The sequence below is a fragment of the Pseudomonas sp. GW821-FHT02B10 genome, from assembly GCF_059421865.1.
Genome location: NZ_JBWKVU010000005.1, coordinates 22372 through 45690 on the forward strand (window position 1 = coordinate 22372; position 23319 = coordinate 45690).

At 63.1% G+C, this 23319-nt stretch carries 23 protein-coding genes and 1 riboswitch; of the genes, 6 read left to right on the plus strand and 17 right to left on the minus strand.

Annotated features, from left to right (window positions below; translation table 11 throughout):
* Positions 1–13 precede the first annotated feature (13 nt).
* Genes AC07VU_RS12785 through cobO form a run of 6 tightly spaced genes read right to left on the minus strand, consistent with a single transcriptional unit; the run spans position 14 to position 5932 of the window.
* A complete protein-coding gene (locus AC07VU_RS12785) occupies positions 14–1465 on the minus strand; it encodes a cobyric acid synthase (RefSeq protein ID WP_457274611.1) in 1452 nt (483 codons plus the stop codon).
* On the minus strand, positions 1462–2454 hold the full coding sequence (gene cobD / locus AC07VU_RS12790; protein ID WP_274304338.1) for a threonine-phosphate decarboxylase CobD: 993 nt from the start codon (positions 2452–2454) through the stop codon (positions 1462–1464). The genes AC07VU_RS12785 and cobD overlap by 4 nt, the downstream gene beginning before the upstream one ends.
* The gene (cbiB, locus tag AC07VU_RS12795; RefSeq protein WP_495029987.1) at positions 2447–3355 is read right to left on the minus strand and encodes an adenosylcobinamide-phosphate synthase CbiB; all 909 of its coding nucleotides are present in this window, start codon (positions 3353–3355) and stop codon (positions 2447–2449) included. Before cbiB ends, cobD begins: the two co-directional genes overlap by 8 nt.
* Positions 3352–4002 (minus strand): 5,6-dimethylbenzimidazole synthase, encoded by a 651-nt coding sequence (gene bluB, locus AC07VU_RS12800; protein WP_009045103.1) that lies wholly within the window; start codon positions 4000–4002, stop codon positions 3352–3354. The genes cbiB and bluB overlap by 4 nt, the downstream gene beginning before the upstream one ends.
* Complete coding sequence (locus AC07VU_RS12805; protein ID WP_492570853.1) at positions 3999–5324, minus strand: cobyrinic acid a,c-diamide synthase CobB; 1326 nt, start codon at positions 5322–5324, stop codon at positions 3999–4001. The genes bluB and AC07VU_RS12805 overlap by 4 nt, the downstream gene beginning before the upstream one ends.
* Positions 5321–5932 (minus strand): cob(I)yrinic acid a,c-diamide adenosyltransferase, encoded by a 612-nt coding sequence (gene cobO, locus AC07VU_RS12810; protein WP_053262256.1) that lies wholly within the window; start codon positions 5930–5932, stop codon positions 5321–5323. The genes AC07VU_RS12805 and cobO overlap by 4 nt, the downstream gene beginning before the upstream one ends.
* Positions 5933–6012: 80 nt before the next feature.
* Positions 6013–6248, minus strand: a riboswitch (cobalamin riboswitch).
* Positions 6249–6411: 163 nt separating this feature from the next.
* Between cobO and AC07VU_RS12815 the strand changes: the two genes are divergently transcribed.
* A complete protein-coding gene (locus tag AC07VU_RS12815) occupies positions 6412–6993 on the plus strand; it encodes a hypothetical protein (protein ID WP_087092433.1) in 582 nt (193 codons plus the stop codon).
* A 72-nt stretch (positions 6994–7065) separates the two neighbouring features.
* On the plus strand, positions 7066–8385 hold the full coding sequence (locus AC07VU_RS12820) for a PQQ-dependent sugar dehydrogenase (protein ID WP_495029988.1): 1320 nt from the start codon (positions 7066–7068) through the stop codon (positions 8383–8385).
* A gap of 2 nt (positions 8386–8387) precedes the next feature.
* Here AC07VU_RS12820 and AC07VU_RS12825 read toward each other — a convergent pair whose 3' ends face one another.
* From AC07VU_RS12825 to AC07VU_RS12850, 6 genes are all read right to left on the minus strand, one after another.
* Complete coding sequence (locus AC07VU_RS12825; RefSeq protein WP_277589416.1) at positions 8388–9050, minus strand: class I SAM-dependent methyltransferase; 663 nt, start codon at positions 9048–9050, stop codon at positions 8388–8390.
* Between the two features lie 24 nt (positions 9051–9074).
* Positions 9075–9608, minus strand: a complete 534-nt coding sequence (locus AC07VU_RS12830) for a C40 family peptidase (protein WP_007927778.1) — start codon at positions 9606–9608, stop codon at positions 9075–9077.
* A gap of 165 nt (positions 9609–9773) precedes the next feature.
* On the minus strand, positions 9774–10397 hold the full coding sequence (locus AC07VU_RS12835; RefSeq protein ID WP_025805656.1) for a C40 family peptidase: 624 nt from the start codon (positions 10395–10397) through the stop codon (positions 9774–9776).
* 213 nt (positions 10398–10610) lie between these two features.
* Complete coding sequence (hda, locus tag AC07VU_RS12840; RefSeq protein WP_007898944.1) at positions 10611–11315, minus strand: DnaA regulatory inactivator Hda; 705 nt, start codon at positions 11313–11315, stop codon at positions 10611–10613.
* Positions 11316–11543: 228 nt separating this feature from the next.
* Positions 11544–12617: an AI-2E family transporter gene (locus AC07VU_RS12845; protein WP_007927776.1), complete on the minus strand. Its 1074-nt coding sequence runs from the start codon at positions 12615–12617 to the stop codon at positions 11544–11546.
* A 36-nt stretch (positions 12618–12653) separates the two neighbouring features.
* Positions 12654–13685 (minus strand): DUF2066 domain-containing protein, encoded by a 1032-nt coding sequence (locus AC07VU_RS12850; protein WP_495029989.1) that lies wholly within the window; start codon positions 13683–13685, stop codon positions 12654–12656.
* 386 nt (positions 13686–14071) lie between these two features.
* On the opposite strand from AC07VU_RS12850, the gene purM reads away from it, so the two are divergent.
* From purM to AC07VU_RS12870, 4 genes are all read left to right on the plus strand, one after another.
* Positions 14072–15130, plus strand: coding sequence for a phosphoribosylformylglycinamidine cyclo-ligase (gene purM / locus AC07VU_RS12855; RefSeq protein WP_007927774.1), 1059 nt, complete (start codon positions 14072–14074; stop codon positions 15128–15130).
* A gap of 11 nt (positions 15131–15141) precedes the next feature.
* Positions 15142–15792, plus strand: a complete 651-nt coding sequence (purN, locus tag AC07VU_RS12860) for a phosphoribosylglycinamide formyltransferase (protein ID WP_277589417.1) — start codon at positions 15142–15144, stop codon at positions 15790–15792.
* An 8-nt stretch (positions 15793–15800) separates the two neighbouring features.
* A complete protein-coding gene (locus AC07VU_RS12865) occupies positions 15801–16514 on the plus strand; it encodes a DUF3108 domain-containing protein (RefSeq protein ID WP_007927772.1) in 714 nt (237 codons plus the stop codon).
* A 329-nt stretch (positions 16515–16843) separates the two neighbouring features.
* The gene (locus tag AC07VU_RS12870; protein ID WP_016702508.1) at positions 16844–17032 is read left to right on the plus strand and encodes a hypothetical protein; all 189 of its coding nucleotides are present in this window, start codon (positions 16844–16846) and stop codon (positions 17030–17032) included.
* Positions 17033–17126: 94 nt separating this feature from the next.
* On the opposite strand, the gene AC07VU_RS12875 is transcribed toward AC07VU_RS12870, so the two are convergent.
* The 5 genes from AC07VU_RS12875 to cysM form a co-directional block, all read right to left on the minus strand.
* Positions 17127–17666: a DUF2058 domain-containing protein gene (locus AC07VU_RS12875; RefSeq protein ID WP_007927770.1), complete on the minus strand. Its 540-nt coding sequence runs from the start codon at positions 17664–17666 to the stop codon at positions 17127–17129.
* Positions 17667–17693: 27 nt separating this feature from the next.
* Positions 17694–18527, minus strand: a complete 834-nt coding sequence (mazG, locus tag AC07VU_RS12880; RefSeq protein WP_009045117.1) for a nucleoside triphosphate pyrophosphohydrolase — start codon at positions 18525–18527, stop codon at positions 17694–17696.
* A gap of 126 nt (positions 18528–18653) precedes the next feature.
* Positions 18654–20897: a GTP diphosphokinase gene (relA, locus tag AC07VU_RS12885; RefSeq protein ID WP_007927768.1), complete on the minus strand. Its 2244-nt coding sequence runs from the start codon at positions 20895–20897 to the stop codon at positions 18654–18656.
* Between the two features lie 120 nt (positions 20898–21017).
* The gene (gene rlmD / locus AC07VU_RS12890) at positions 21018–22370 is read right to left on the minus strand and encodes a 23S rRNA (uracil(1939)-C(5))-methyltransferase RlmD (RefSeq protein WP_274304346.1); all 1353 of its coding nucleotides are present in this window, start codon (positions 22368–22370) and stop codon (positions 21018–21020) included.
* Entirely contained in the window at positions 22370–23272 is a 903-nt protein-coding gene (cysM, locus tag AC07VU_RS12895; RefSeq protein ID WP_053262263.1) for a cysteine synthase CysM, read from the minus strand. The genes rlmD and cysM overlap by 1 nt, the downstream gene beginning before the upstream one ends.
* Positions 23273–23319 lie beyond the last annotated feature (47 nt).

Genomic DNA, 23319 nt, shown 5'->3' on the forward strand with positions numbered 1-23319 from the left:
CGGCGCCGACGCTCTAAAGCCCGCAAAGCTGGCGCAGGTGCTCGGTGTCCAGGTGCTGCTCCACCAGATCGGCCAGGCGCTCGATATCACGCTCGCGCAGAGCGTGGTAGTCGACCGCTTGCACCTCGCGCAAACCCGCCCAGCGCAGCAACGCACTGCAGGCCGCCGGCGCCTCGAACAGACCGTGCAGGTAGGTGCCGAGAATCTGCCCGTCGTCGCTGCGCGCGCCGTCGCGGCGACCGTCGTCCAGGGTCACGGCGGCCAGTTCCAGCGCAGGCCCCGTCGTGACGCCGGCATGGATCTCATAACCGCTGACCTCGGCCTCCTCCAGCGCCAGACGTCCACGCACATTGCGCAACTGCTTCTCTTGTTCCAGCACCGTTTCGAACGCCAGCAGCCCCAATCCCGCGCTGGAGCCTGGCGCGCCTTCCAACCCCAAAGGGTCGTGCAGCTGCTCGCCGAGCATCTGCAAACCGCCGCAGATACCCAGCAACTTGCCGCCGTAGCGCAGGTGCCGGGCGATGGCTGTGTCCCAGCCCTGGGCGCGCAGGTACGCCAGGTCGCTGCGCACGCTTTTCGAGCCGGGCAGGATGATCAGGTCGGCCGGCGGAATCGCCTGGCCGGGACCGATGAATTGCAGGTCCACCTGGGGGTGCAGGCGCAGCGGGTCGAAGTCGGTGTGATTGCTGATGCGCGGCAATACCGGCACCAGTACTTTCAGCACCTGCTCGGCCTTGTCGGCCTGACGCTGGTCGATACCGTCTTCGGCTTCCAGATGCAGGTCCAGCACATAGGGCAACACGCCGATCACCGGCTTGCCGGTACGCGCTTCGAGCCAGTCGAGGCCCGGTTGCAACAGGGCGATATCACCGCGAAAACGGTTGATGATGAAACCTTTGACCCGCGCCTGCTCGCTTGGCGACAACAGATCCAGGGTGCCCACCAGATGGGCGAAAACCCCGCCACGGTTGATGTCGGCGATCAGCAGCACCGGGCAGTCCACCGCTTCGGCAAAGCCCATATTGGCAATGTCGCCGGCCCGCAGATTGATCTCCGCCGGCGAGCCCGCGCCTTCCACCATCACCACCGGATAGGCCACGCTCAGGCGTTGGTGAGAGGCCAGCACCGCCTGCATGGCGATGGCCTTGTAGTCGTGATAGGCCACCGCGTTCATGGTGGTCACCGCACGACCGTGAATGATCACCTGGGCCCCGGTGTCACTGTTGGGCTTGAGCAGCACCGGGTTCATGTCGGTGTGCGGCTCCAGGTGCGCGGCCTGGGCTTGTACTGCCTGGGCCCGACCGATCTCGCCACCGTCGGCGGTCACCGCGCTGTTGAGGGCCATGTTCTGCGGTTTGAAGGGCACGACGCTGACGCCCTGGCGCGTCAGCCAGCGGCAGAGCGCCGTCACCAGGGTGCTTTTACCGGCGTCGGAAGTGGTGCCCTGCACCATCAGGGTGGTCATGGATGTTCCTTGGCGTAGGCGACGAAGGCCTGTTCGAGACGCGACCAGTCGGCTTCATCGGCCGGCAAGCCAAAACGCAGGCTGCTGTTGTGGGTGAACAGCCGCAGCAGGATGCCCCGGCGCGCCATGAACTCATGCAACAGCTCGGCGCGATCGGTGATCAGCCACTGGAACAGCGCACAGCCCCCCTGGGGTTTCAGACCGTGGCGCTCGAGCAGCTGCGCCAGGCGCAGGCTCGCCGCTTCACTGCGCAGCCGTTGCCGCCCATGGCCTTCACGGTCGCGCAGGCACACCTGGCCCAGCACCCGGGTCGGCCCACTGACGGCCCAGGGGCCGACCTGCTCGGCCAGCAGCTTGAGCAGCTTGAGCTCGGCCAGCACGAAGCCCAGGCGCACCCCGGCCAGGCCGAAAAACTTGCCGAAGGAACGCAGGACGATCAACCCCACCTGATCGGCCTGGGCCGCCAGGCTCAGCTGGGGAGTGTTGTCCATGAAGGCTTCGTCGACCACCAGCCAGCCACCGCGCTGCGCCAGACGCGCATGCCAGTCCAGCAGGCGCTCCGGAGTCAGGCTCAAGCCCGTGGGATTGTTCGGATTGACCACCACCAGCACGTCCAGGCTGTCGAGGAAAAAGTCCACTTCCTGTTCCAGCACTTCCCGCACGATGTAGCCGCTGCGGCGCCAGGCTTCGGCGTGCTCGGCATAACAGGGCGACAGCACGCCGACCTTGCCGGCGCGGCGCAAACGCGGGAGCAGCTGGATCGCCGCCTGGGAACCGGGCACCGGCAACACATGGGCCGCGCCGTAGTAGTCGCGGGCCGCCTGCTCCAGGCCATCGTCGGTTTCCGGCAGGCGCGCCCAGGCCCGCATCCCGATCTCGGGAATCGGCCACGGCCAGGGTGCCAGGCCGCTGGACAGGTCCAGCCAGTCGGCCTCGGCGATGCCATATTGCTCGGCCGCCTTGCGCAGGCGGCCACCGTGCTCAAGCATAGAACTCAGCTCCCACGCAGAGAATCAGCAGCCATAACCAGACCCCGCGCTGCACCAGTTGCCAGCCGCGATCGATGGACGAAGCATCGGCCGCCACGCCCTCGCCCAATTGCGGGCGCTGGTGCAGTTCGCCGTGATAGATCGCCGCACCGCCCAGCTCGACGCCCAGGGCCCCGGCCCCGGCCGCCATCACCGGCCCGGCATTCGGGCTGTCCCAGGTCGGCCCCTGGCGGCGCCAGCATTTCAGCGCCAGGCGGGTCTTGCCCAGCAATGCGTAAGTCAGGGCTACCAGGCGCGCCGGAATGTAGTTGAGCAGGTCGTCGATCTTCGCCGCCGCCCAGCCGAAACGCTCGAAGCGCTCATTACGATAGCCCCACATCGCATCCAGGGTATTGCTCAGGCGATAGAGCACCACGCCCGGCGCACCGGCCACGGTAAACCAGAACAAGGCGGCGAACACCGCGTCGCTGCCGTTTTCCAGCACCGACTCGGTGGCGGCGCGGGCGACTTCGGTGGCATCCAGCTCGCTGGTCTGCCGGCTCACCAGATAGCCGACCCGCTGCCGCGCCTGGTCCAGGTCGTCGCTGCGCAAGGCCTGGGCCACCGGCTCGACATGCTCGCCGAGGCTGCGCAGGCCAAGGGCGCAATACAGCGCCAGGATCTCGAACAACCAGCCGATGTAGGGCAGCCAGGAAAACAGGGTTGCCAGCAGGGTCAGCGGCAGCACCGCGATGACCCAGGCGGTGACGCCATGACTGCGCCAGCCGCGGCCACCGGAGTTGAAGCGTTGCTCGATGCGATCGGCAAAACGACCGAACACCACCAGTGGATGCCAGCGCTTGGGTTCGCCCAGCAACGCATCCAGCGCCACCCCGGCGACACTCAGCAACGCCACACTCATTGACTCACTCCCCAGTAATTTTCATACAGCAATTCACTCAGCGGACGCTCCCGCGCCCAGCCTTCGAGCACCAGCATCGGCGCCGGGTAAAACTCGCCGACCGGGCCCAGGCACAGCACCGCCAGCGGCTTGGCCCCGGCCGGCAGGCCCAGCAACTGGGCCAAGGCAGCGGGCTCGAACAGCGACACCCAGCCCATGCCCAGCCCTTCGGCCCGGGCCGCCAGCCACAGGTTCTGAATCGCGCAGGAGAGCGAGGCCAGGTCCATTTCCGGCAGGGTGCGGCGGCCGAAAATATGCCGCTCACGGTCGTCCATCAGCGCCGCCACCAGGACCTCGGCGCAGTCGTTGATGCCTTCGACCTTGAGCTTCATGAACTCATCGGAACGTTCGCCCAGGGCCTCGGCGGTGCGTACCCGCTCCTCTTCCACCAGTTGCTGGATTTGCCCGCGCAACGACCGGTCACTGATACGGATGAACCGCCAGGGCTGCATCAGGCCGACGCTGGGCGCCTGGTGCGCCGCCTCCAGCAGGCGACGCAAGACCTGCGGCTCGACCGTGCCACCGACGAAGTGACGCATGTCACGACGCTCGGCGATCGCGCGATAGACCGCGTCGCGCTCGGCCGCGGAAAAGGCGTTGTCGCTCATGGGCGCCGCGCGAGCACGCTCGCTCCTGCCGGCGCCAGCAGGGACGCCACCGCTTCGGGGTTGGACGGAAAATAGAAATGCACATAAGAGGCGGTCATCCGCCCTTCGCGGTAAACCGCTTCCGCGCCGCGCCCGCCATTCGGGCTCAGGCCGCGAGCGATCGGCGCAAGCTCGGTGCTGGTCAACGAATGATGATAGGTATGCCCGCGCAACGAACCTTCCGGCAACTCCACCGCCTGCAAGGCCAGGGCCGCCAGGCGCTTTTGCATCACCGCATCGCCGGGCAACAGGCCCAGCAGTTCGGCGCGCTCGCCGTCGACGTCGGTCAGGGAATCCAGCAGATACAACATGCCGCCACACTCGGCGAGCAAGGGTTTGCCTGCGGCGTGATGCGCGCGGATCGCGCTGAGCATCGAGCCGTTCGCCGCCAGCGCCCGGTGATGCAGTTCCGGGTAACCGCCCGGCAGGTACAGGCTGTCTGCCTCAGGCAGTACCGCGTCATGGATCGGCGAGAAAAAGACCAGCTCGGCGCCCATGGCCCGCAGCAGATCCAGGCTCGCGCCATAGGTAAAGGCAAAGGCTTCGTCGCGGGCCACGGCAATGCGCACGCCGGCCAACAACGGCTCAACGGCAACCACCTGGGGAGCGGCGAATGCCACGGCGGGCGGCAAGGCCACTTCGCAGCTGTCCGCCAAGGCGGCCGCGGCGGCGTCGAGACGCAGATCCAGATCGTTGAGTTCGCTGGCCTGCACCAACCCCAGATGGCGGCTGGGCAGTTCGATGCCGGTCTCCCGGGACAGCGCGCCGTACCAGCGCAAGCCCTCGGTCAGGCTGCCTTCGAGCAACTGCGCATGCCGCAGGGTGCCGACGCGGTTGGCCAGCACGCCGGCGAACGGCAAGTCCGGCTGATAACGCGCCAGCCCCAGCGCCAGGGCGCCGAAGGTCTGGGCCATGGCCGTGCCATCGATCACCGCGAGCACCGGCACCCCGAAATGCCGCGCCAGGTCGGCGCTGGACGGCGTGCCGTCGAACAGCCCCATCACGCCTTCGATCAGGATCAGGTCCGCCTCGCCGGCGGCCTCCCACAACAGGCGGCGGCTTTCCTGCTCGCCGACCATCCACATGTCCAGTTGATACACCGGCGCACCGCTGGCGCGCTCGAGGATCATCGGGTCGAGAAAGTCCGGGCCGCACTTGAACACGCGCACCTTGCGTCCCTGATTGCGATGCAGGCGGGCGAGCGCGGCGGTCACGGTGGTCTTGCCCTGACCGGAAGCCGGCGCGGCAATCAATACCGCCGGGCAATGACGGGCATCACTCACAGTTCGACGCCTTTTTGCGCTTTGATCCCGGCCTGGAAGGCATGCTTGACCATGCCCATTTCGGTGACGGTGTCGGCCAGCTCGATCATCTCTGGCTTGGCGCCACGTCCGGTGACCACCACATGCTGCATCGGCGGTCGCGCCTGCAGGTCGCTGAGCACCTGATCCAGGTCCAGATAGCCGTGCTTGAGGGCGATGTTCAGTTCATCAAGCAGCACCAGGCCGATCGTCGGATCGCTCAGCAGTTCGCGGGAAACCGCCCAGGCCGCTTCGGCCGCGGCGATGTCGCGCTGGCGGTCCTGGGTTTCCCAGGTGAAGCCTTCGCCCATGACATGGAAACGCACCTGCTCCGGGAAGCGCCGGAAGAACAATTCCTCGCCAGTGCTGTTGCGGCCCTTGATGAACTGCACCACGCCGCATTGCATGCCGTGGCCCATGGCCCGCGCGAGCATGCCGAAGGCCGAGCTGCTTTTGCCTTTGCCGTTGCCGGTCAGCACCAGCAGCAAACCGCACTCGTTCGGCGAGTTGGCGATGCGTTCATCGATCACGGCTTTTTTGCGCAACATGCGCGCCAGATGGCGTTCGTCACGATCGGGGGATTCAGTCATGGGGCAGCTCTCCGTTGGGGCTGGATAACGGGGGGCAGGAATAGGAATAGACGGCGCAAGCCTGGCATCGCCCACCGTGATGCCGTTGGATGGATCAGGCCGGTCTCCGGGCTTGTGAGTGGCTGGAATGCCCAACTGCGCGCCTTCCCATGTCGACAGTCGACACAGTGGCATCAGGCGCAGTCTTGACTCACTTACCGTTGCGGGGGCAGCGCCGGAATCGTCGTGTGTGCGCCTTCGGCACGCGTACTCACCGGCTTCCCTGTTTCACTCTGTCGACCCAAGGCCACAGAGCACCTGAAACAAGTCGCGAAGGTTAGAGGGTTGGGGGTGGAGCGTCAATTAAAGCCCCGCAGATCGGCGAATGCTGCATATCGGAAAAATGACGCCAATCTTGTGCCACACTCAGTGCAGTGATATCAAATAGCCATAATCGCGTTAAAAAACTCCAATATCTCAACAATAATAGGAAAAGTCCTATGCAAGGCATGATCATCAGCAATCCGAAACTGGAATTCCTGCGCCCTGCCCTGGAACGCTGGTTCGATTGCATCGACCGCTACAACGCCGTGCGCGGCGATAACGAAAGCCCGTACTGGTTCGACGAAAAAGCCAACCTGGGAATGCTCTCGGCGGCAGCCTGGATGGCGGAGATGGTCACCCTGGAACACGCACCGAGCAAAAAACAGCTCGAGGACGGCGACCGCAACGGCCGCACCGACCTGTACATCGCCACGCAGGAGGAACGCGTCTACATCCAGACCACCCAGCGCTGGCCCCGGGTCAACAGCCTGCACCTGACCCAACCGTTGCTGGATGTCGCCAGCGACGCGAAAAAAGCCAGCTACCCCAGCGACCTGAAACTTGGCTGCCTGTTCGTCACGCCACAGAAAACCCAGCACAGTGCCACTCCGGAAGAATTGCAGGACATGGTCGACGACCTGCAAAAGGAACATTGCTGCGCCGTGGCCTGGTACTTCCCCTACGCGTACCGCAAATTGCGCAATGAAGCCGGCAACTATCACCCCGGCGTTGCCGTGCTGTTCAAAGAAGCGCGCTGAACGGGTTGAACCATCGCCGACCTGTGCTTCTCTATGACTACACCGACGTCGTGCATACATAGGGAAATCAGCATGCTCAAACTTCGATACGCAATCCTGATCGCCGTCGCCGCAGGCCTTGGTGCCTGTGGCGAAACCTCCACCCTCCAGGTCTCCGACGGCACCGGCCCCTCGCCGAAACTCCCCGAACCGAACAAGACCCTGTTCCCGACCGTGAACATCGCGCCCGCGATCGGCTGGCCGCAAGGCGCCAAACCGGTGGCCGCCGCCGGCACCCAGGTCGCCGCATTCGCCGAAGGCCTGGACCATCCGCGCTGGTTGTACGTGCTGCCCAACGGCGACGTACTGGTGGCGGAGACCAATGCCCCGCCCTCCCCCGATGACAGCAAGGGTATTCGTGGCTGGATCGCCAGCAAGATCATGAGCCGCGCCGGGGCCGGTGTGCCCAGCCCGAACCGCATCACCCTGCTGCGGGACAAGGATCACGATGGCGTGGCGGAAACCCGCACGGCATTCCTGGAAAACCTCAACTCGCCGTTCGGCATGACCCTGGTGGGCAATGATCTGTACGTCGCCGACACCGATCGCCTGCTGCGCTTCCCCTACAAGGACGGCGACACCAGGATCAGCGCCCAGCCGACCAAGGTGGTGGACCTGCCTGGCGGCAAGCTGAACCACCACTGGACCAAAAACGTGATTGCCAGCAAGGACGGCAGCAAGCTGTACGTCACGGTCGGCTCCAACAGCAACGTCGGCGAAAACGGCATGGACCAGGAAGAAGGCCGTGCCGCCATCTGGGAAGTCGACCGCGCCAGCGGCAAGCAACGGATTTTCGCCTCAGGCCTGCGCAACCCCAACGGCATGGCCTGGGAGCCGCAAAGCGGCCAGCTGTGGACCGCGGTCAACGAGCGCGACGAGATCGGCAGCGACCTGGTGCCGGACTACATCACCTCGGTCAAGGACGGCGCCTTCTATGGCTGGCCATTCAGTTATTACGGCCAGCATGTGGACGTGCGAGTCACTTCGCAAAACCCGGACCTGGTGGCCAAGGCCATCGCCCCGGATTATGCCGTCGGCCCGCATACTGCCTCCCTGGGCCTGGCATTCGCCGAAGGCAGCAAGCTGCCGGCGCCGTTCACCCAAGGCGTGTTCATCGGCCAGCATGGCTCGTGGAACCGCAAGCCCCACAGCGGCTACAAAGTGATCTTCGTACCCTTCGCCAACGGCAAGCCGGTAGGCCAACCGGTGGACGTGCTGACCGGCTTCCTCAACGCCGACGAGAAAGCCATGGGGCGCCCGGTCGGCGTAGTGATCGACAAGCAAGGGGATCTGCTGGTGGCCGATGATGTCGGCAACAAAGTCTGGCGCGTGTCAGCAGCCAAGGCGCAATAGGTTCAGCGCTTGCGGCACAGGGTCAAGCCGTCCCCCAGGGGCAGCAGCGACAGGTCGACACGCGGGTCATCCTTCAAGGCGCGATTGAGTGCCTGGATGGCCCGGGTGTCTTCGCTCTGGGGATTTTCCTCCAGCACCCGACCGCTCCACAGCGTGTTATCGAACACCGCTAGCCCGCCCACGCGTAGCAGGCGCAGGGCACTTTCCAGGTAAGCCGGGTAATTGGCCTTGTCGGCGTCGATGAAGACCAGGTCGAAACCACCCTCGCCCTCCTCCTGCTCGATCCTGGCCAAGGTCTCCAGGGCCGGTGCCAGGCGTAACTCGATCCGTCCGGCGACACCTGCTTCCTGCCAGTAACGGCGCGCGGTGGCGTTGTAGTCGTCCGGGATGTCACAGCAGATCAGTTGACCATCCTCCGGCAAGGCCGCGGCCATGGACAAGGCGCTATAGCCGGTGAAGGTCCCCACCTCCAGCACACGCCGGGCACCGATCAGCTTGATCAGCAACGCCAGGAACTGCCCCTGCTCGGGCGCTACCTGCCAGCGCGCCATGGGCAACGCCTGGGTTTCGTCACGCAGACGGCGCAACAGCGGCGTTTCGCGCAGGGAAACGTCGAGCAGGTAGTGATAGAGGGCGTCGTCGAGGTTGAGGGTACGAGCGGTCATGGCAACCTCGACGCAGAGACAGGACTAAGGATTGTGCGCCAGATGCTCTGGCTGCAGCACGCGCTTGGCGCTCAGGTAGGCTTTTTGCCAATAGGCCTTGGACAGACTGTCCAGCTTCACCGTGCCGCCGGTGGCCGGCGCATGGACGAAGCGGCCTTCGCCGACATAGATGCCCGCATGGCTGACCTGGGAACCGCCATTGGTGGCAAAAAATATCAGGTCGCCGGTCTGCAAGGCGTTCTTGCCGACATTCGGTGCCCGCATGCCGATCATTTCGCGGGTCGAGCGCGGCAGCGAGATACCGGCTGCGTCGCGATAGACGTAGCCGATCAGGCCACTGCAATCGAAACCGGAGTCCGGTGTGTTGCCGCCCCAGCGATAAGGCGTGCCCACCAGGCCCAACGCACGAAACAGCACGTCTTCGGCAGCCGGCGAGAAGGTCTGGGGAGTGTTGAATACGGGAGCACGTACCACGGGCGCGGGTGGCGGGGTACGACTGGCGCACGCGCTGAGCAGCGCGGCGAGAACGATCAATGCAAGGCGGGCCGACGTCGACATATGCAGAACAATCCTGATCTGGATGCGGCTTTCTCTGCCGTGAGGCCGAAAACAAAACCGCGTAAGCAGGGCTTACGCGGTTAGTTTTCAACAATAGATCAGGATTCTAGCGCCTACGCGCCAAACTTCAAGTAAGACTTTAACTTCACCTTACAAAAAGTCCGCTTACTTGCGTGCGGTGACCACGGTCGGGGCCATGGCGAGGGCGCGCTTGGCTTCGATGAAGGTCTTGCTCCAGTAGCTGTCGCCCAGGCTGTCCACCCGCACGCCACCGCTGCGGCGGCTGCTGGAGTGGATGAACTGGTCATCGCCCAGGTAGATGCCAGCGTGGCTTACGCGACCGCGGCGGCCATTGGTGGCGAAGAACAACAGATCGCCCGGCTGCAGCTTGTTACGCGCAACCAGCGGAGCATCAACGTTGATCATTTCACGGGTGGAGCGCGGCAGATTCATGCCGGCTTCTTCACGGAACAGATAGCCGATGAAACCGCTGCAATCGAAACCGGCTTCAGAGGTACCGCCGAAACGGTAACGGGTACCGATCAGGGACATGCCACGTTCGAGAATACTGTCAGCCAGCACTGGCAGCTGGTAAGGCTTGCTGTCAGCGAACTCGGCGAGTTCTTTTTCGGTTGCCAGCTCTTCCTGGAAAATAGCGGAAGACTGGGCTTTTGAAGAGTTTTGAACCTGTTGTTGCTGCTCTTGTTGGCTCACCGGAGAGTGGGTGGCGCAACCAAACAACAGGGTAACGAGTGCAAGAGGCACGAGGGGTGCGAAGCGCTTCAGCATGGGCACGACCGTGGCTTAAAGTTATAAAGAAGCCGCGACTATGCCTTCTATCGCTCTAATTTGCAAATTCAATCGATTGAAATGTGACTTATCGGTTTCTACTCAACATCTAAGGCCTTAAGCCCATTTTAAACGCACGCGCCTCTGGAACCGCTTCCGGATGCGGGTTTCTGGCGCCTGAAATATGCCAAAAAGCCACTACCGCCCGCGGTTTTACCAGCCCAGGGTTTCTTTGAGAAAGGGAATGGTCAGCTTGCGCTGAGCCTGCAAGGATGCCTGATCGAGGCGCTCCAGCAACTCGAACAAGGCGCTCATGCTGCGGGTACCGCGCGTCAGGATAAAGTGCCCGACTTCGTCGGTCAGGTGCAGCCCGCGACGCGAGGCGCGCAATTGCAATGCACGCAGCTTGTCTTCATCGGAGAGCGGGCGCATCTGGAAGATCAGCGCCAGGGTCAGGCGGGACTTGAGGTCCGCCAGCTTCACCGGCAGCTCCCGGGGAGAGGTCGAAGCCGCGATCAACAGGCGCCGGCCGCTGTCACGCAAGCGGTTGAACAGATGAAACAGCGCTTCTTCCCAGTCAGCCTTGCCCGCCACCGCTTGCAAGTCGTCCAGGCAGACCAGTTCGTACTGTTCCAGGTTGTCGAGGATTTCGATGCCGCGGTCCAGCAATTCCGCCAGGGGCAAATAGACCGCTGGCTCCCCCAACTGTTCGAACCGCAGGCAGGCCGCCTGCAGCAAGTGCGTACGCCCTACCCCATCCTTGCCCCAGAGGTAGATCAGGCTTTCGGTCCAGCCGGCGTCGGCTTCGCAAAGCCGCTCGACATAGCCGAGTGCAGCGGCATTGGCGCCTGGGTAGTAGTTGATGAAGGTGGCGTCATCACGCAGACGCACACCTAGGGGCAGCTGAATCGGTTTCATGCTGACTGAACAGTTCCAAACGAACCGTTAGTGGCCTCTGTGTAAAGTTTGCAAAGTTTATACCCGTGACGCCGGGCGCACAATGTAGCAGACCACAAGCAAAATCAAAGGTTTGCGTTAGCCTGATGAAATCACGGGGGTTTCTTTGACGGTGGATGTGACAGCTGTAAACACTCTCGATGGCACCCGCCTGAAACGCAGGCGCCCCGAAAGCGTTAACCGTGGACGTTACAGCTCGGACTCCTCTACACCGCTATAGATGTCCGAATCCTTGTACAAGTCGTGCACATGGCGCACCAGCACCATGATCACCGCCGCCACCGGCAAGGCCAGCAGGATGCCGGTGAAACCGAACAGCTCGCCACCGGCGAGAATCGCGAAGATCACCGCCACCGGGTGCAGGCCGATCCGGTCGCCCACCAGCAAGGGGGTCAGCACCATGCCCTCCAGGGCCTGGCCGACCATGAACACGGCCACGATGCCGATCATCGGGTACAGGTCGCCACCGAACTGGAACAACCCGGCAATCAGCGCCGCGCCGATGCCGATGACAAACCCCATGTACGGCACGATGGCCGCCAGGCCGGCAATCAGACCGATCAACAGCCCCAGTTCCAGCCCGACCAGCATCAGGCCCGCCGCATAGATCATCCCCAGGGCCACCATCACCAGCAGCTGACCACGGACGAACGCCCCCAGCACTTCATGGCATTCCCCCGCCAGCGCCACCACACGCTCCTCGCGATCACGGGGCAACAGGCTGCGGATCTTCGCCATCATCAGGTCCCAGTCGCGTAGCAGGTAAAAGCTGACCACCGGAATCAGCACCAGGTTGGCCAGCCAGCCAATCAGCGCCAGGCTGGAGGCCGTTGCCTGGCTCAGGACCACGCCGACGATATCGGTGGTCTGCCCCATGTGCTCGCTGATCGCCGCCTTGACCTTGTCGAACTTCCAGAAACCATCGGACAAGCCCAGCTTGGACTGCGCCCAGGGCATTGCCGTGTGCTGCAGCCAATCGAGCATCTGCGGCGCCAGTTCATACAGGCGCAGCAGTTGCTTGGCGAGCATAGGCACCAGCACCAGCAACAACGCCATGACGATCAGGGTGAACAGGGCAAATACCGCCACCACGCCCCAGGTGCGCGACAACCCGAGTTTTTCCAGGCGGTCCACCAGCGGATCGAACAGATAGGCCAACAGCAAGGCCACCAGGAACGGCGTCAGGATCGGATGCAACAGGTACACAAATCCACAGAGCAGGACCAACCCACCCAACCAGACCCATCGACGCGTATCAGCCATGAACCACTCCATTGCTTCTATATAAAGAAAGAAAACCTACCAGCGAAAACGCAGTTGCGCGGCCGGTGCAGGCGCAGGTGTCGCGCCTTCGACAGTCGGCTGGACAGGCACAGCGCCCGCCGGGACTTCCTGCAACCGAGCCAGATTCAACTGCGCACGCAACTGCTCGGCGCTGCCGCTGACCCGGTACACCGAACGATCACCATCGACGCTCTGCAAACGCCCACCGAAGGGCTCGAGCAAACGGCCCAACGCCGCATAGCGCTCCAGGTTCATGCCCTGCACTTCCAGCAACTGCTCGCTGGATGCGCCCGGCTTGACCGCGAAACGCGGGGCCAGGCGCTGGCTGACCGCCAACAGCACGGCATCGGCCAAGGCCGGCACATCAGCTCCCTGGACGCTGCCCTGTTCCTTCTGGTCACCCAGCCATAGGCGCCATTTGGCCTGCCACTGACCGCCCTCTTCACTGGCATGCACCGCCAGCAGGGCGTCCGCGCCGTAACGCTCCGACGCAGCGCGCAATGGCGCCGGATCGGAACCTTCGAGATTCGGCGCCGTAGCGACAATCTGCTCATTCAGGTCACCCAGCGGCAAACGCAGCGGCAGGCCGCGATGCAGGGCCGCACGGCGCAACGGCATGGCGCTGGCCTGGCCATCGCCCACCAGGCTGGAACCTTCACTGGAGTCGGTCAGCCACCAGCCGAGAATCGACGGGCGATTACTGCCCCACAACGACAGACCAGCCTGGCGCAACGCCCGGTCGGTGCTGGCCGGGTCGAAGTCGACCTGCAGGCTTTCGGGAGGACCGGCGTCGTAGCCGTACTGGCTGATGATCTGCTGCGGGTCCTTGCGGATCGCCGCCAGTCCCGGGTTCTGCAGGGCCTTGCTATCGCCGGTCAGGCGCAATACCAGGGTTTCCAGGGCCCGCTGGGTGGCCTGGTCGCGCTCGCCAGGGGACTGGCTGCTAACCGGTTCGCGGACCTGATACAGGTTATTGAGGGTTTCGGCATGACTCGCCAGGCTGACCAATGACAAACAGCCCACAAAAAGAAATTTACCCAAACGCATGGAGGATTCCCGACGACAAAAGGCGGCTGGAACAGACCGCATGAACAGGATTGACCCAGGCTGTGACCACAAAGCCTGGGCAAACATTCACCCGGTCGATGGAAGTTTTCGTGCTGTCATAACGACAGCGGGTACAAGGCTATACCTTATACAGCCCCGAGCGGCGCGATCGACACGCGCAATTGCGGTTTTTTTTAAGCGGATATGCCCTGCCCGTCGGCCCGAGGATGGCCGCTACACCTCAAGCCTGATAAAATCGCGCGCCTTCGCAGACCGGCAACAGCCGGGGTCGCTGAAATGATTGCGCGGCATTGCCGCCGCGACTGTTTCAATGGCCTCCCTGGACTCGGTCGATACCCCCTGAATCCCCCCTAAAGGCCTGGATCATGAGCAAGCAACCCTCCCTGAGCTACAAAGACGCCGGTGTAGACATCGACGCCGGTGAAGCATTGGTCGAACGCATCAAGAGCGTCGCCAAGCGCACTGCGCGCCCGGAAGTCATGGGCGGCCTGGGCGGTTTCGGCGCCCTCTGCGAAATCCCGGCCGGCTACAAGCAGCCAGTACTGGTCTCCGGTACCGACGGCGTGGGCACCAAGCTGCGCCTGGCACTGAACCTGAACAAACACGACAGCATCGGCCAGGACCTGGTCGCCATGTGCGTCAACGACCTGGTGGTCTGCGGTGCCGAGCCGCTGTTCTTCCTCGACTACTACGCCACCGGCAAACTGAACGTCGACGTTGCCGCCACCGTGGTTACCGGTATCGGTGCGGGCTGCGAACTGGCTGGCTGCTCCCTGGTCGGCGGTGAAACCGCTGAAATGCCCGGCATGTACGAAGGCGAAGACTACGACCTGGCCGGCTTCTGCGTCGGCGTGGTGGAAAAAGCCGAAATCATCGACGGCTCCAAGGTTGCCACCGGCGACGCCCTGCTCGCCCTGCCATCGTCCGGCCCGCACTCCAACGGCTACTCGCTGATCCGCAAGATCATCGAAGTCTCCGGTGCCGATATCGAAACCGTCCAGCTCGACGGCAAGCCGCTGACCGAACTGCTGATGGCCCCGACCCGCATCTACGTCAAGCCACTGCTCAAGCTGATCAAGGACACTGGCGCGGTCAAGGCCATGGCCCACATCACCGGCGGCGGCCTGCTGGACAACATTCCGCGTGTCCTGCCAAAAGGCGCCCAGGCCGTGGTCGACGTGGCCAGCTGGCAGCGCCCGGCGGTATTCGACTGGCTGCAAGAGAAAGGCAACGTCGACGAACACGAAATGCACCGCGTGCTGAACTGCGGCGTGGGCATGGTGATCTGCGTGGCTCAGGAGCACGTTGAAAGCGCCCTGAACGTCCTGCGCGAAGCCGGCGAACAACCTTGGGTCATTGGTCAGATCGCTAGCGCCGCCGAAGGCGCTGCCCAGGTCGAGCTGAAAAACCTCAAGGCACATTGATGCAAGAGCCGATGCCAGCCACCTGTGATGTAGTGGTGCTGTTGTCCGGTACCGGCAGCAACTTGCAGGCCCTGATCGACAGTACCCAGGGCGACGACAGCCCGGTACGCATCCGCGCGGTGATTTCCAACCGCGCCGACGCCTACGGCCTGCAACGCGCCCGGGACGCCGGTATCGATACCCGCTCTCTCGATCACAAGGCATTCGAAGGTCGCGAGGCCTTCGATGCCGCGCTGATCGAACTGATCGACGCCTTCCAGCCCAAGCTCGTGGTGCTTGCCGGATTCATGCGCATTCTCAGCGCGGACTTCGTGCGGCACTATCAGGGTCGCCTGCTCAATATCCATCCTTCGCTGCTACCCAAATACAAAGGGTTACACACTCATCAGCGAGCGCTGGAGGCCGGAGACACCGAGCACGGCTGCAGCGTGCACTTTGTGACAGAGGAACTCGATGGCGGACCACTGGTCGTACAGGCAGTGATCCCGGTAGAGTTGCACGACTCGCCGCAAAGCCTGGCGCAGCGGGTTCACGTCCAGGAACACCGGATTTACCCAATGGCCGTACGCTGGTTTGCCGAAGGTCGACTCACACTCGGCGAACAGGGTGCTTTACTGGATGGTCAGTTACTGGCCGCCAGTGGCCACTTGATTCGTAATTAGGAGATTTTATGCGTCGCGCCCTGCTCTTCGCTTGTGCTCTGCTCGCCCTGCCCTTCGCGCAGGCTGCGGACCTTCAACCCTTCTCCGCCAGCTATACCGCCGACTGGAAACAGCTGCCGATGAGCGGTACCGCCGAACGCAGCCTGGAAAAGAAAGGCGACGGCACCTGGAAGCTGAGCTTCAAGGCTTCGATGATGATCGCCAGCCTGACTGAAGAAAGCACCCTGACGCTCGACAAGGACACCCTGCTGCCGCAGTCCTATCACTTCGAGCGCGGCGGCCTCGGCAAAGCCAAGAAGGCCGACCTGGACTTCGACTGGAATGCCAAGATGGTCACCGGCACCGATCGCGGCGATGCGGTCAAGATCCCGCTCAATCGCGGCATGGTCGACAAATCCACCTACCAGCTCGCTCTGCAGCACGATGTAGCCGCCGGCAAGAAAAGCATGAGCTACCAGGTCGTCGATGATGGCGAAGTCGATACCTACGACTTCCGTGTCCTGGGCTCGGAAAAAGTCGACACCAAGGCCGGCCAGATCGATGCGATCAAGGTCGAGCGTGTGCGCGACCCGACACAAAGCAAACGCATCACCGTCATGTGGTTCGCCAAGGACTGGGATTACCTGCTGGTTCGCCTGCAACAGGTCGAAACCGACGGCAAGGAGTACAACATCATGCTCCTGAACGGCACCGTCAACGGCAAGACCGTCAAAGGCAGCTAAGCCGCACGACAATGAAAAAGCCCCGCCGATGCGGGGCTTTTTTTCGCCTGGCGTTTCCATTTAGCCGCTCAAGCACAGCCCTCCTGGCGACCCGGCAAGCTCTCTCGCCGGGCCAAAACACCCAGTACGACAGCCGCCCAACATGAAACTTTTGTCATAAAACTCCGGCCCCTGCGACCGAATGCCACAGTTTCCGCGGCCTGCGGGACTGTTTCGAAATCTGCAAAAGATTGTTGCATTTGAAAGCAATTTACTTAGCCAGCTAACAAAATATATAACAGAGTCCTGCACACGCCTTGCTGCAGATCAATAGAGATTGGAGCTAGCAGATGACTGTAAAAGTAACTGAACGCGACGATTCACACATGTCCCATGAAGGCGTAGCCGCAGGTGTACGGATCTGGGACGTGCATCAACAAGACTTGCTGGTGGGAATGTTTCATTCCGAGAGCGATGCCCATAATTACAAGGCCGAACTGGAGAAGCTGGAGCAGAACCGCGCACCGCAAAGCTCCTGACCTCACAACGACTGCCGCGCCTGCCGCCACGCATCGGCAGGCGCTTCAGAAACAACAAACCCCGCTCATGGCGGGGTTTGTTGTTTCTGCGGGTTTACCACATCAGATCGTCAGGGATCTGGTAGGCCGCGTACGGATCGTCCTCGTCCGGCGCCTCGGTCGGCGTGTTGAGCTGAACGATGCGCCGTGGATCGCGCTCCTGGATCTTCAGCGCGGCTTCACGCGGGATGACCTCATAACCGCCGGCATGGTGCACGATGGCCAGCGAGCCGCTGCTCAGTTTGTTGCGCATCAGGGTGTTCACCGACAGGCGCTTGACCTTCTTGTCGTCGACGAAATTGTAGTAATCCTCGGTGGTCAGCTTCGGCAGGCGCGACACTTCGATCAGTTGCTTGATCTGCGCGGCACGGGCCTTCTGCTCGGCCTTCTCCTGCTGCTGGCGGTTGAGTTCCTGGTCGCGCTTGACCTTCTCGGCCTGCGCCTCCTGGGCCAGGCGCGCCTGGGTATCGTCCGCCTCGACCTGGCCTTTATGGACCAGGCGTTGCTGCTTCTGCTTCTCTTTGCTGACCTGTTTGGCCTGCTTTTGGTTGACCAGCCCTGCTTTGAGCAACTGGTCGCGAAGGGAAAGGCTCATTGGTGCTCACTCACTTAGGCAACAGCCTCAGCCACAGCTGGGCAAATTCTTTTCCTGACGTTTGGCTTCGCCCCACAAGGCGTCCAACTCTTCGAGGGTGCAATCTTCCATGGGTCGGCGGGTATCGCGCAATGCCTGCTCGATAAATCGGAACCGTCGCTCGAACTTGGCATTGGCGCCACGCAGGGTGGTTTCCGGATCGACCTTCAGATGCCGGGCCAGATTGACCACGGCGAACAGCAGGTCGCCCACCTCGTCGGCGATCGCCTGCGGGTCATTCTCGGACATGGCTTCGAGCACTTCATCGAGCTCTTCGCGGATCTTGTCCACCACCGGCAAGGCATCCGGCCAGTCAAAACCGACCTGGGCCGCGCGCTTTTGCAACTTGGCCGAACGGGACAGCGCCGGCAGCGCCGCGGGCACATCGTCGAGCAAGGACAACTGCAAAGGCTGCGCCGACTTCTCGGCACGCTCCTCGGCCTTGATCTCTTCCCAGCGTTGCTTGACCTGTTCTTCATCCAGCCGCGGGGTATCCAGCGGCGCGTACAGGTCCCCGGTAGGGAACACATGGGGATGGCGACGGATCAGCTTGCGGGTGATGCTGTCGACCACGCCATCGAACTCGAAACGCCCCTCCTCCCGCGCCAGCTGGCTGTAATACACCACCTGGAACAGCAGATCGCCCAGCTCACCCTGCAAGTGTTCGAAATCGCCTCGTTCGATGGCATCGGCCACTTCGTAGGCTTCTTCCAGTGTGTGGGGGACGATGGTGGCGTAGCTCTGCTTGATATCCCAAGGGCAGCCGTACTGCGGGTCCCGCAGCCGCGCCATCAGGTGCAACAGGTCTTCAAGGCTGTACATCGGTCACTCTCATTGCCAAACCATGTTTTCTGTAGGAGCGAGGCTTGCCCGCGATAGCGGTATGTCAGACAAATCGCCATCGCGGGCAAGCCGGATCGCCGTCCGCTCGCTCCTACGCTCCGACTTTCAAGGGGTACGGTTACGGCGGGTCTCGATGATGTTCGGCAACTGGGAAATACGCCCCAGCAGCCGCCCCAACGCGTCCAGCCCCGGAATCTCGATGGTCAGGGACATCAGCGCGGTGTTGTCCTCCTTGTTCGAGCGGGTGTTGACCGCCAGCACGTTGATCCGCTCGTTGAGCAGCACCTGGGACACGTCACGCAGCAGGCCGGAGCGGTCGTAGGCGCGAATGATGATGTCCACCGGGTAGGTCTGCACCGGCACCGGGCCCCAGCTGACTTGGATGATCCGCTCCGGCTCGCGGCCGGCCAGTTGCAGCACCGAGGCGCAGTCCTGACGGTGAATGCTCACCCCGCGGCCCTGGGTGATGTAACCGACGATCGCATCCCCCGGCAGCGGCTGGCAGCAGCCGGCCATCTGGGTCAGCAGGTTGCCGACGCCCTGGATCTGGATGTCGCCGCGCTTGCCCGGCTTGTAGCCGGTGGCCTTGCGCGGGATCAGTTCCAGCTGTTCGTTGCCGCGCTCCGGCTCCACCAGTTGCTGAGCCAGGTTGACCAGTTGCGCCAGGCGCAGGTCGCCCGCGCCCAGTGCCGCGAACATGTCCTCGGCGGTTTTCATGTTGGCCTTGTCGGCCAGCTTGTCGAAATCCACCTGCGGCAGGTCGAGGCGATTGAGTTCGCGCTCGAGCAGGGTCTTGCCCGCCGCCACGTTCTGATCCCGCGCCTGCAGCTTGAACCAGTGGACGATCTTCGCCCGCGCCCGCGAGGTGGTGACATACCCCAGGTTCGGGTTCAGCCAATCGCGGCTCGGCGTGCCGTGCTTGCTGGTGATGATCTCGACCTGCTCGCCGGTCTGCAGGCTGTAGTTGAGCGGTACGATGCGCCCGTTGATCTTCGCGCCCCGGCAGTTGTGACCGATCTCGGTGTGCACGCGGTAGGCGAAGTCCAGCGGGGTCGCTCCTTTCGGCAAGTCGATGGCGTGGCCGTCGGGGGTGAAGATGTAGACCCGGTCCGGCTCGATATCCACCCGCAGTTGCTCGGCCAGGCCGCCGATATCCCCCAGTTCCTCATGCCACTCGAGCACCTGACGCAGCCAGGAGATTTTCTCTTCGTAGTGGTTGGAACCGGATTTGACGTCGGTGCCCTTGTAGCGCCAGTGGGCGCAGACCCCCAGCTCGGCCTCTTCGTGCATCGCATGGGTGCGGATCTGCACTTCCAGGACCTTGCCCTCAGGGCCGATAACCGCCGTGTGCAGCGAGCGGTAACCGTTCTCCTTGGGGTTGGCGATGTAGTCGTCGAACTCTTTCGGAATGTGCCGCCACAGGGTGTGGACGATCCCCAGCGCGGTGTAGCAATCGCGCATTTCCGGGACCAGCACGCGCACCGCGCGCACGTCGTAGATCTGGCTGAACTCCAGGCCCTTGCGCTGCATTTTGCGCCAGATCGAATAGATATGTTTGGCCCGGCCGCTGATGTCGGCGTCGACGCCGGTGGCCCGCAGCTCATTCTGCAGTTGGTTCATCACGTCGGAGATGAAACGCTCGCGATCAAGGCGCCGCTCGTGCAGCAACTTGGCGATCTGCTTGTACTGCTCAGGCTCCAGGTAGCGGAAGGACAGGTCCTCCAGCTCCCATTTGATATGGCCGATACCGAGGCGATGCGCCAGCGGTGCATAGATGTCAAAGACTTCCCGGGCGACCCGGTTGCGCTTCTCGTCGTCGGCGTTTTTCACCGCCCTGATCGCGCAGGTCCGCTCAGCCAGCTTGATCAGCGCCACGCGCACGTCATCGACCATCGCCACCAGCATCTTGCGCAGGTTTTCCACCTGGGCCTGGGTGCCGAGCACGAGGGATTGGCGGGGGCTGAGGCTGGCGCTGATCGCCGCCATGCGCAGCACGCCGTCGATCAGTTTGGCCACCACCGGGCCGAAGCGCTGGCTGACGGCCGGCAGCGGGATCTGGCCTTCCCGGACGCCACGGTAAAGCACCGCGGCCACCAGCGAATCCTGATCCAGCTTGAGGTCGGCGAGGATCTCCGCGATCTCCAGGCCAGTGCTGAAACTCGACATGTCCTCGCCGCTGAGATTCTTCGCCGCGATGTGTTGTTGCTCTGCCTCACGAGCGAACTCGCAGGCTTCTTTCAAGGCTTCACGGTCCAGTGCCATGTCGACGCTGACCGCATGATCGAGCCACGCCTCGAGATTGATACTGCCGTCGGTGTTGATCGGCTGGTGCGCTCTCACCTGTACCATCTTGCTTTACCTTCCCTACGACGCACATTCAATGCGTCAAATCGCTGACCTTCACTGCCAGTATTTCCTCGCTGGGCCGGCGAGTGCTGCCTGACGGGCCAACGGATTAGACGAGCCATCCTAGCTCGCTTCAAATAACGCCATGGCCTCGACATGTGCCGTCTGAGGAAACATATCGAGGATCCCGGCACGTTTTAACCGGTAGCCCTGCCTGACCAGTTCGACTGTGTCACGCGCCAGAGTGGCAGGGTTGCATGACACATAAACCAGGCGCTTGGCGCCCAGGCTCGCCAGCTTGCGTACCACCTCCAATGCCCCGTCCCGAGGTGGGTCCAAGAGTACCGCAGAAAAGCCTTCGCGGGCCCACTCGGCGTCGCTCAGAGGCTGCGATAAATCGGCCTGAAAAAACCGGGTGTTATGCAAATTGTTGCTAGCAGCATTCTGCGCCGCACGCGCGACCATGGTCGCCACCCCTTCGACCGCCACCACTTCCCGAACGTTCTGCGCCAGCGGCAAGGCAAAGTTGCCCAAGCCACAAAAAAGGTCCAGCACGCGCTCGTCGGCCTGTGGCGCCAGCCATTCCAGGGCCTGGGCCACCATCGCCTCGTTAACCCCGGCGTTGACCTGGACAAAGTCTCCCGGCCGATAGGCCAGCTGCAGATTCCAGGGCTCCAGGCGATAGCCCAGGGCCTGGTCCGGGTCCACCGGTTGCGGCTCGCCTTCGCCATGCAGCCACAACTGGGCCTCATGGAATGCGCAGAACGCCTGGAGAATCTCCAGGTCGGCCGCGGACAACGGCGCCATATGGCGCAGCAGCACGGCAATCGCCGAACCGCTGAACAATTCCACATGCCCCAGTGCCTGCGGTTTGCTCAGGCGCTGCAGCATGGCCGGCAAGCGGCTCATGATCGGTTGCAAGGGCTGTACCAGCACCGGGCATTCGTCGATGGCGACGATGTCCTGGCTACCGGCGGCGCGAAAACCCACTTCGAGCTTTTTCGCCTTGGCGTCCCAGCGCACTGCGACCCGCGCCCGGCGCCGGTAGCCGAACTCCGGACCGCTCAAGGGAGCCGCCCACGCCTCTGGCTCGACACCGGCGACCCGCGACAGCTGCTCGGCGAGCATGCGCTGTTTCAGGGCAAGCTGTTCGTCATGGGGCAGATGCTGCACGCTGCAGCCACCGCAACGGCCGGCATGGGCGCATGGCGCCGGCCGCCGCAAATCGCTGGCGCTGAACACCCGCTCGGTACGGGCCTCCACCACTTTGCCGTGGGTGCCCAACACGCGCGCCTCGACCTCTTCGCCCGCCAATGCGCCAGCGACGAACCAGGTACGTCCTTCCAGGAAGGCAATGCCGCGACCATCGTTGGCCAGGCGCTCGATGGTCAGGCGCTGTTTTTTCCCGACGGGTATCTGCGCAGCCCGGCTGCCGCCCGAAGGCTGGAAGCGCAGGCCTCTGACTGGCTTAGCCATCAGTTGGGCGCATCGAAGATGCCGGTCGACAGGTAACGGTCGCCACGGTCACAGATGATCGCGACAATCACCGCGTTTTCGACTTCGCGGGACAGGCGCAACATCGCCGCCACCGCACCGCCCGAAGACACGCCGCAGAAGATGCCTTCTTCGCGGGCCAGGCGCCGGGTCACCTCTTCGGCTTCGCTTTGCGCCATGTCGACGATGCGATCGACGCGACTGGCCTGGTAGATCTTCGGCAGGTATTCCTGCGGCCAGCGGCGAATGCCGGGAATGGCCGAGCCTTCCATCGGTTGCAGGCCGATGATCTGCACGTTCGGGTTCTGTTCCTTCAGATAACGCGAGGTGCCCATGATGGTGCCGGTGGTACCCATGGAGCTGACGAAATGGGTGATGGTGCCCTCGGTCTGCCGCCAGATTTCCGGGCCGGTGCCGGTGTAGTGCGCCTCCGGGTTGTCACCGTTGGCGAACTGGTCGAGCACCTTGCCACGACCTTCGGCCTGCATCTTTTCGGCCAGGTCGCGCGCGCCTTCCATGCCCTCTTCCTGGCTGACCAGGATCAGTTCGGCGCCATAGGCGGTCATAGCCGCCTTGCGCTCAGCACTGGAGTTGTCGGGCATGATCAGGATCATCTTGTAGCCCTTGATCGCCGCGGCCATGGCCAGGGCAATCCCGGTGTTGCCCGAGGTCGCTTCGATCAGCGTATCGCCGGGGTGAATCTGCCCACGCAGCTCGGCGCGAGTGATCATCGACAGCGCCGGGCGGTCCTTGACCGAACCCGCCGGGTTATTGCCCTCGAGCTTGAGCAGCAGGGTGTTGCTGGTGACGCCAGGCAGGCGCTGCAAACGGACCAGCGGGGTGTTGCCGACGCAATCGGCGATGGTGGGGTACTGCAAGGTCATGGCGTATTCGCAATCCGGACTGCGGGGGCGACTATCATACCGGCAAA

Excerpts from the sequence above, each read along its gene's own strand:
- AC07VU_RS12835 (WP_025805656.1), bottom strand. The coding sequence starts at position 10,397 with ATGCTGAAGCGCTTCGCACCCCTCGTGCCTCTTGCACTCGTTACCCTG.
- relA (WP_007927768.1), bottom strand. The coding sequence starts at position 20,897 with ATGGTACAGGTGAGAGCGCACCAGCCGATCAACACCGACGGCAGTATC.
- AC07VU_RS12850 (WP_495029989.1), bottom strand. The coding sequence starts at position 13,685 with ATGCGTTTGGGTAAATTTCTTTTTGTGGGCTGTTTGTCATTGGTCAGC.
- bluB (WP_009045103.1), bottom strand. The coding sequence starts at position 4,002 with ATGAGCGACAACGCCTTTTCCGCGGCCGAGCGCGACGCGGTCTATCGC.
- purM (WP_007927774.1), top strand. The coding sequence starts at position 14,072 with ATGAGCAAGCAACCCTCCCTGAGCTACAAAGACGCCGGTGTAGACATC.
- hda (WP_007898944.1), bottom strand. The coding sequence starts at position 11,315 with ATGAAACCGATTCAGCTGCCCCTAGGTGTGCGTCTGCGTGATGACGCC.
- AC07VU_RS12875 (WP_007927770.1), bottom strand. The coding sequence starts at position 17,666 with ATGAGCCTTTCCCTTCGCGACCAGTTGCTCAAAGCAGGGCTGGTCAAC.
- cbiB (WP_495029987.1), bottom strand. The coding sequence starts at position 3,355 with ATGAGTGTGGCGTTGCTGAGTGTCGCCGGGGTGGCGCTGGATGCGTTG.
- AC07VU_RS12870 (WP_016702508.1), top strand. The coding sequence starts at position 16,844 with ATGACTGTAAAAGTAACTGAACGCGACGATTCACACATGTCCCATGAA.
- AC07VU_RS12865 (WP_007927772.1), top strand. The coding sequence starts at position 15,801 with ATGCGTCGCGCCCTGCTCTTCGCTTGTGCTCTGCTCGCCCTGCCCTTC.
- purN (WP_277589417.1), top strand. The coding sequence starts at position 15,142 with ATGCCAGCCACCTGTGATGTAGTGGTGCTGTTGTCCGGTACCGGCAGC.
- rlmD (WP_274304346.1), bottom strand. The coding sequence starts at position 22,370 with ATGGCTAAGCCAGTCAGAGGCCTGCGCTTCCAGCCTTCGGGCGGCAGC.
- cobD (WP_274304338.1), bottom strand. The coding sequence starts at position 2,454 with ATGCTTGAGCACGGTGGCCGCCTGCGCAAGGCGGCCGAGCAATATGGC.
- AC07VU_RS12825 (WP_277589416.1), bottom strand. The coding sequence starts at position 9,050 with ATGACCGCTCGTACCCTCAACCTCGACGACGCCCTCTATCACTACCTG.
- cobO (WP_053262256.1), bottom strand. The coding sequence starts at position 5,932 with ATGACTGAATCCCCCGATCGTGACGAACGCCATCTGGCGCGCATGTTG.
- AC07VU_RS12815 (WP_087092433.1), top strand. The coding sequence starts at position 6,412 with ATGCAAGGCATGATCATCAGCAATCCGAAACTGGAATTCCTGCGCCCT.
- AC07VU_RS12845 (WP_007927776.1), bottom strand. The coding sequence starts at position 12,617 with ATGGCTGATACGCGTCGATGGGTCTGGTTGGGTGGGTTGGTCCTGCTC.
- mazG (WP_009045117.1), bottom strand. The coding sequence starts at position 18,527 with ATGTACAGCCTTGAAGACCTGTTGCACCTGATGGCGCGGCTGCGGGAC.
- AC07VU_RS12785 (WP_457274611.1), bottom strand. The coding sequence starts at position 1,465 with ATGACCACCCTGATGGTGCAGGGCACCACTTCCGACGCCGGTAAAAGC.
- AC07VU_RS12830 (WP_007927778.1), bottom strand. The coding sequence starts at position 9,608 with ATGTCGACGTCGGCCCGCCTTGCATTGATCGTTCTCGCCGCGCTGCTC.
- AC07VU_RS12820 (WP_495029988.1), top strand. The coding sequence starts at position 7,066 with ATGCTCAAACTTCGATACGCAATCCTGATCGCCGTCGCCGCAGGCCTT.
- cysM (WP_053262263.1), bottom strand. The coding sequence starts at position 23,272 with ATGACCTTGCAGTACCCCACCATCGCCGATTGCGTCGGCAACACCCCG.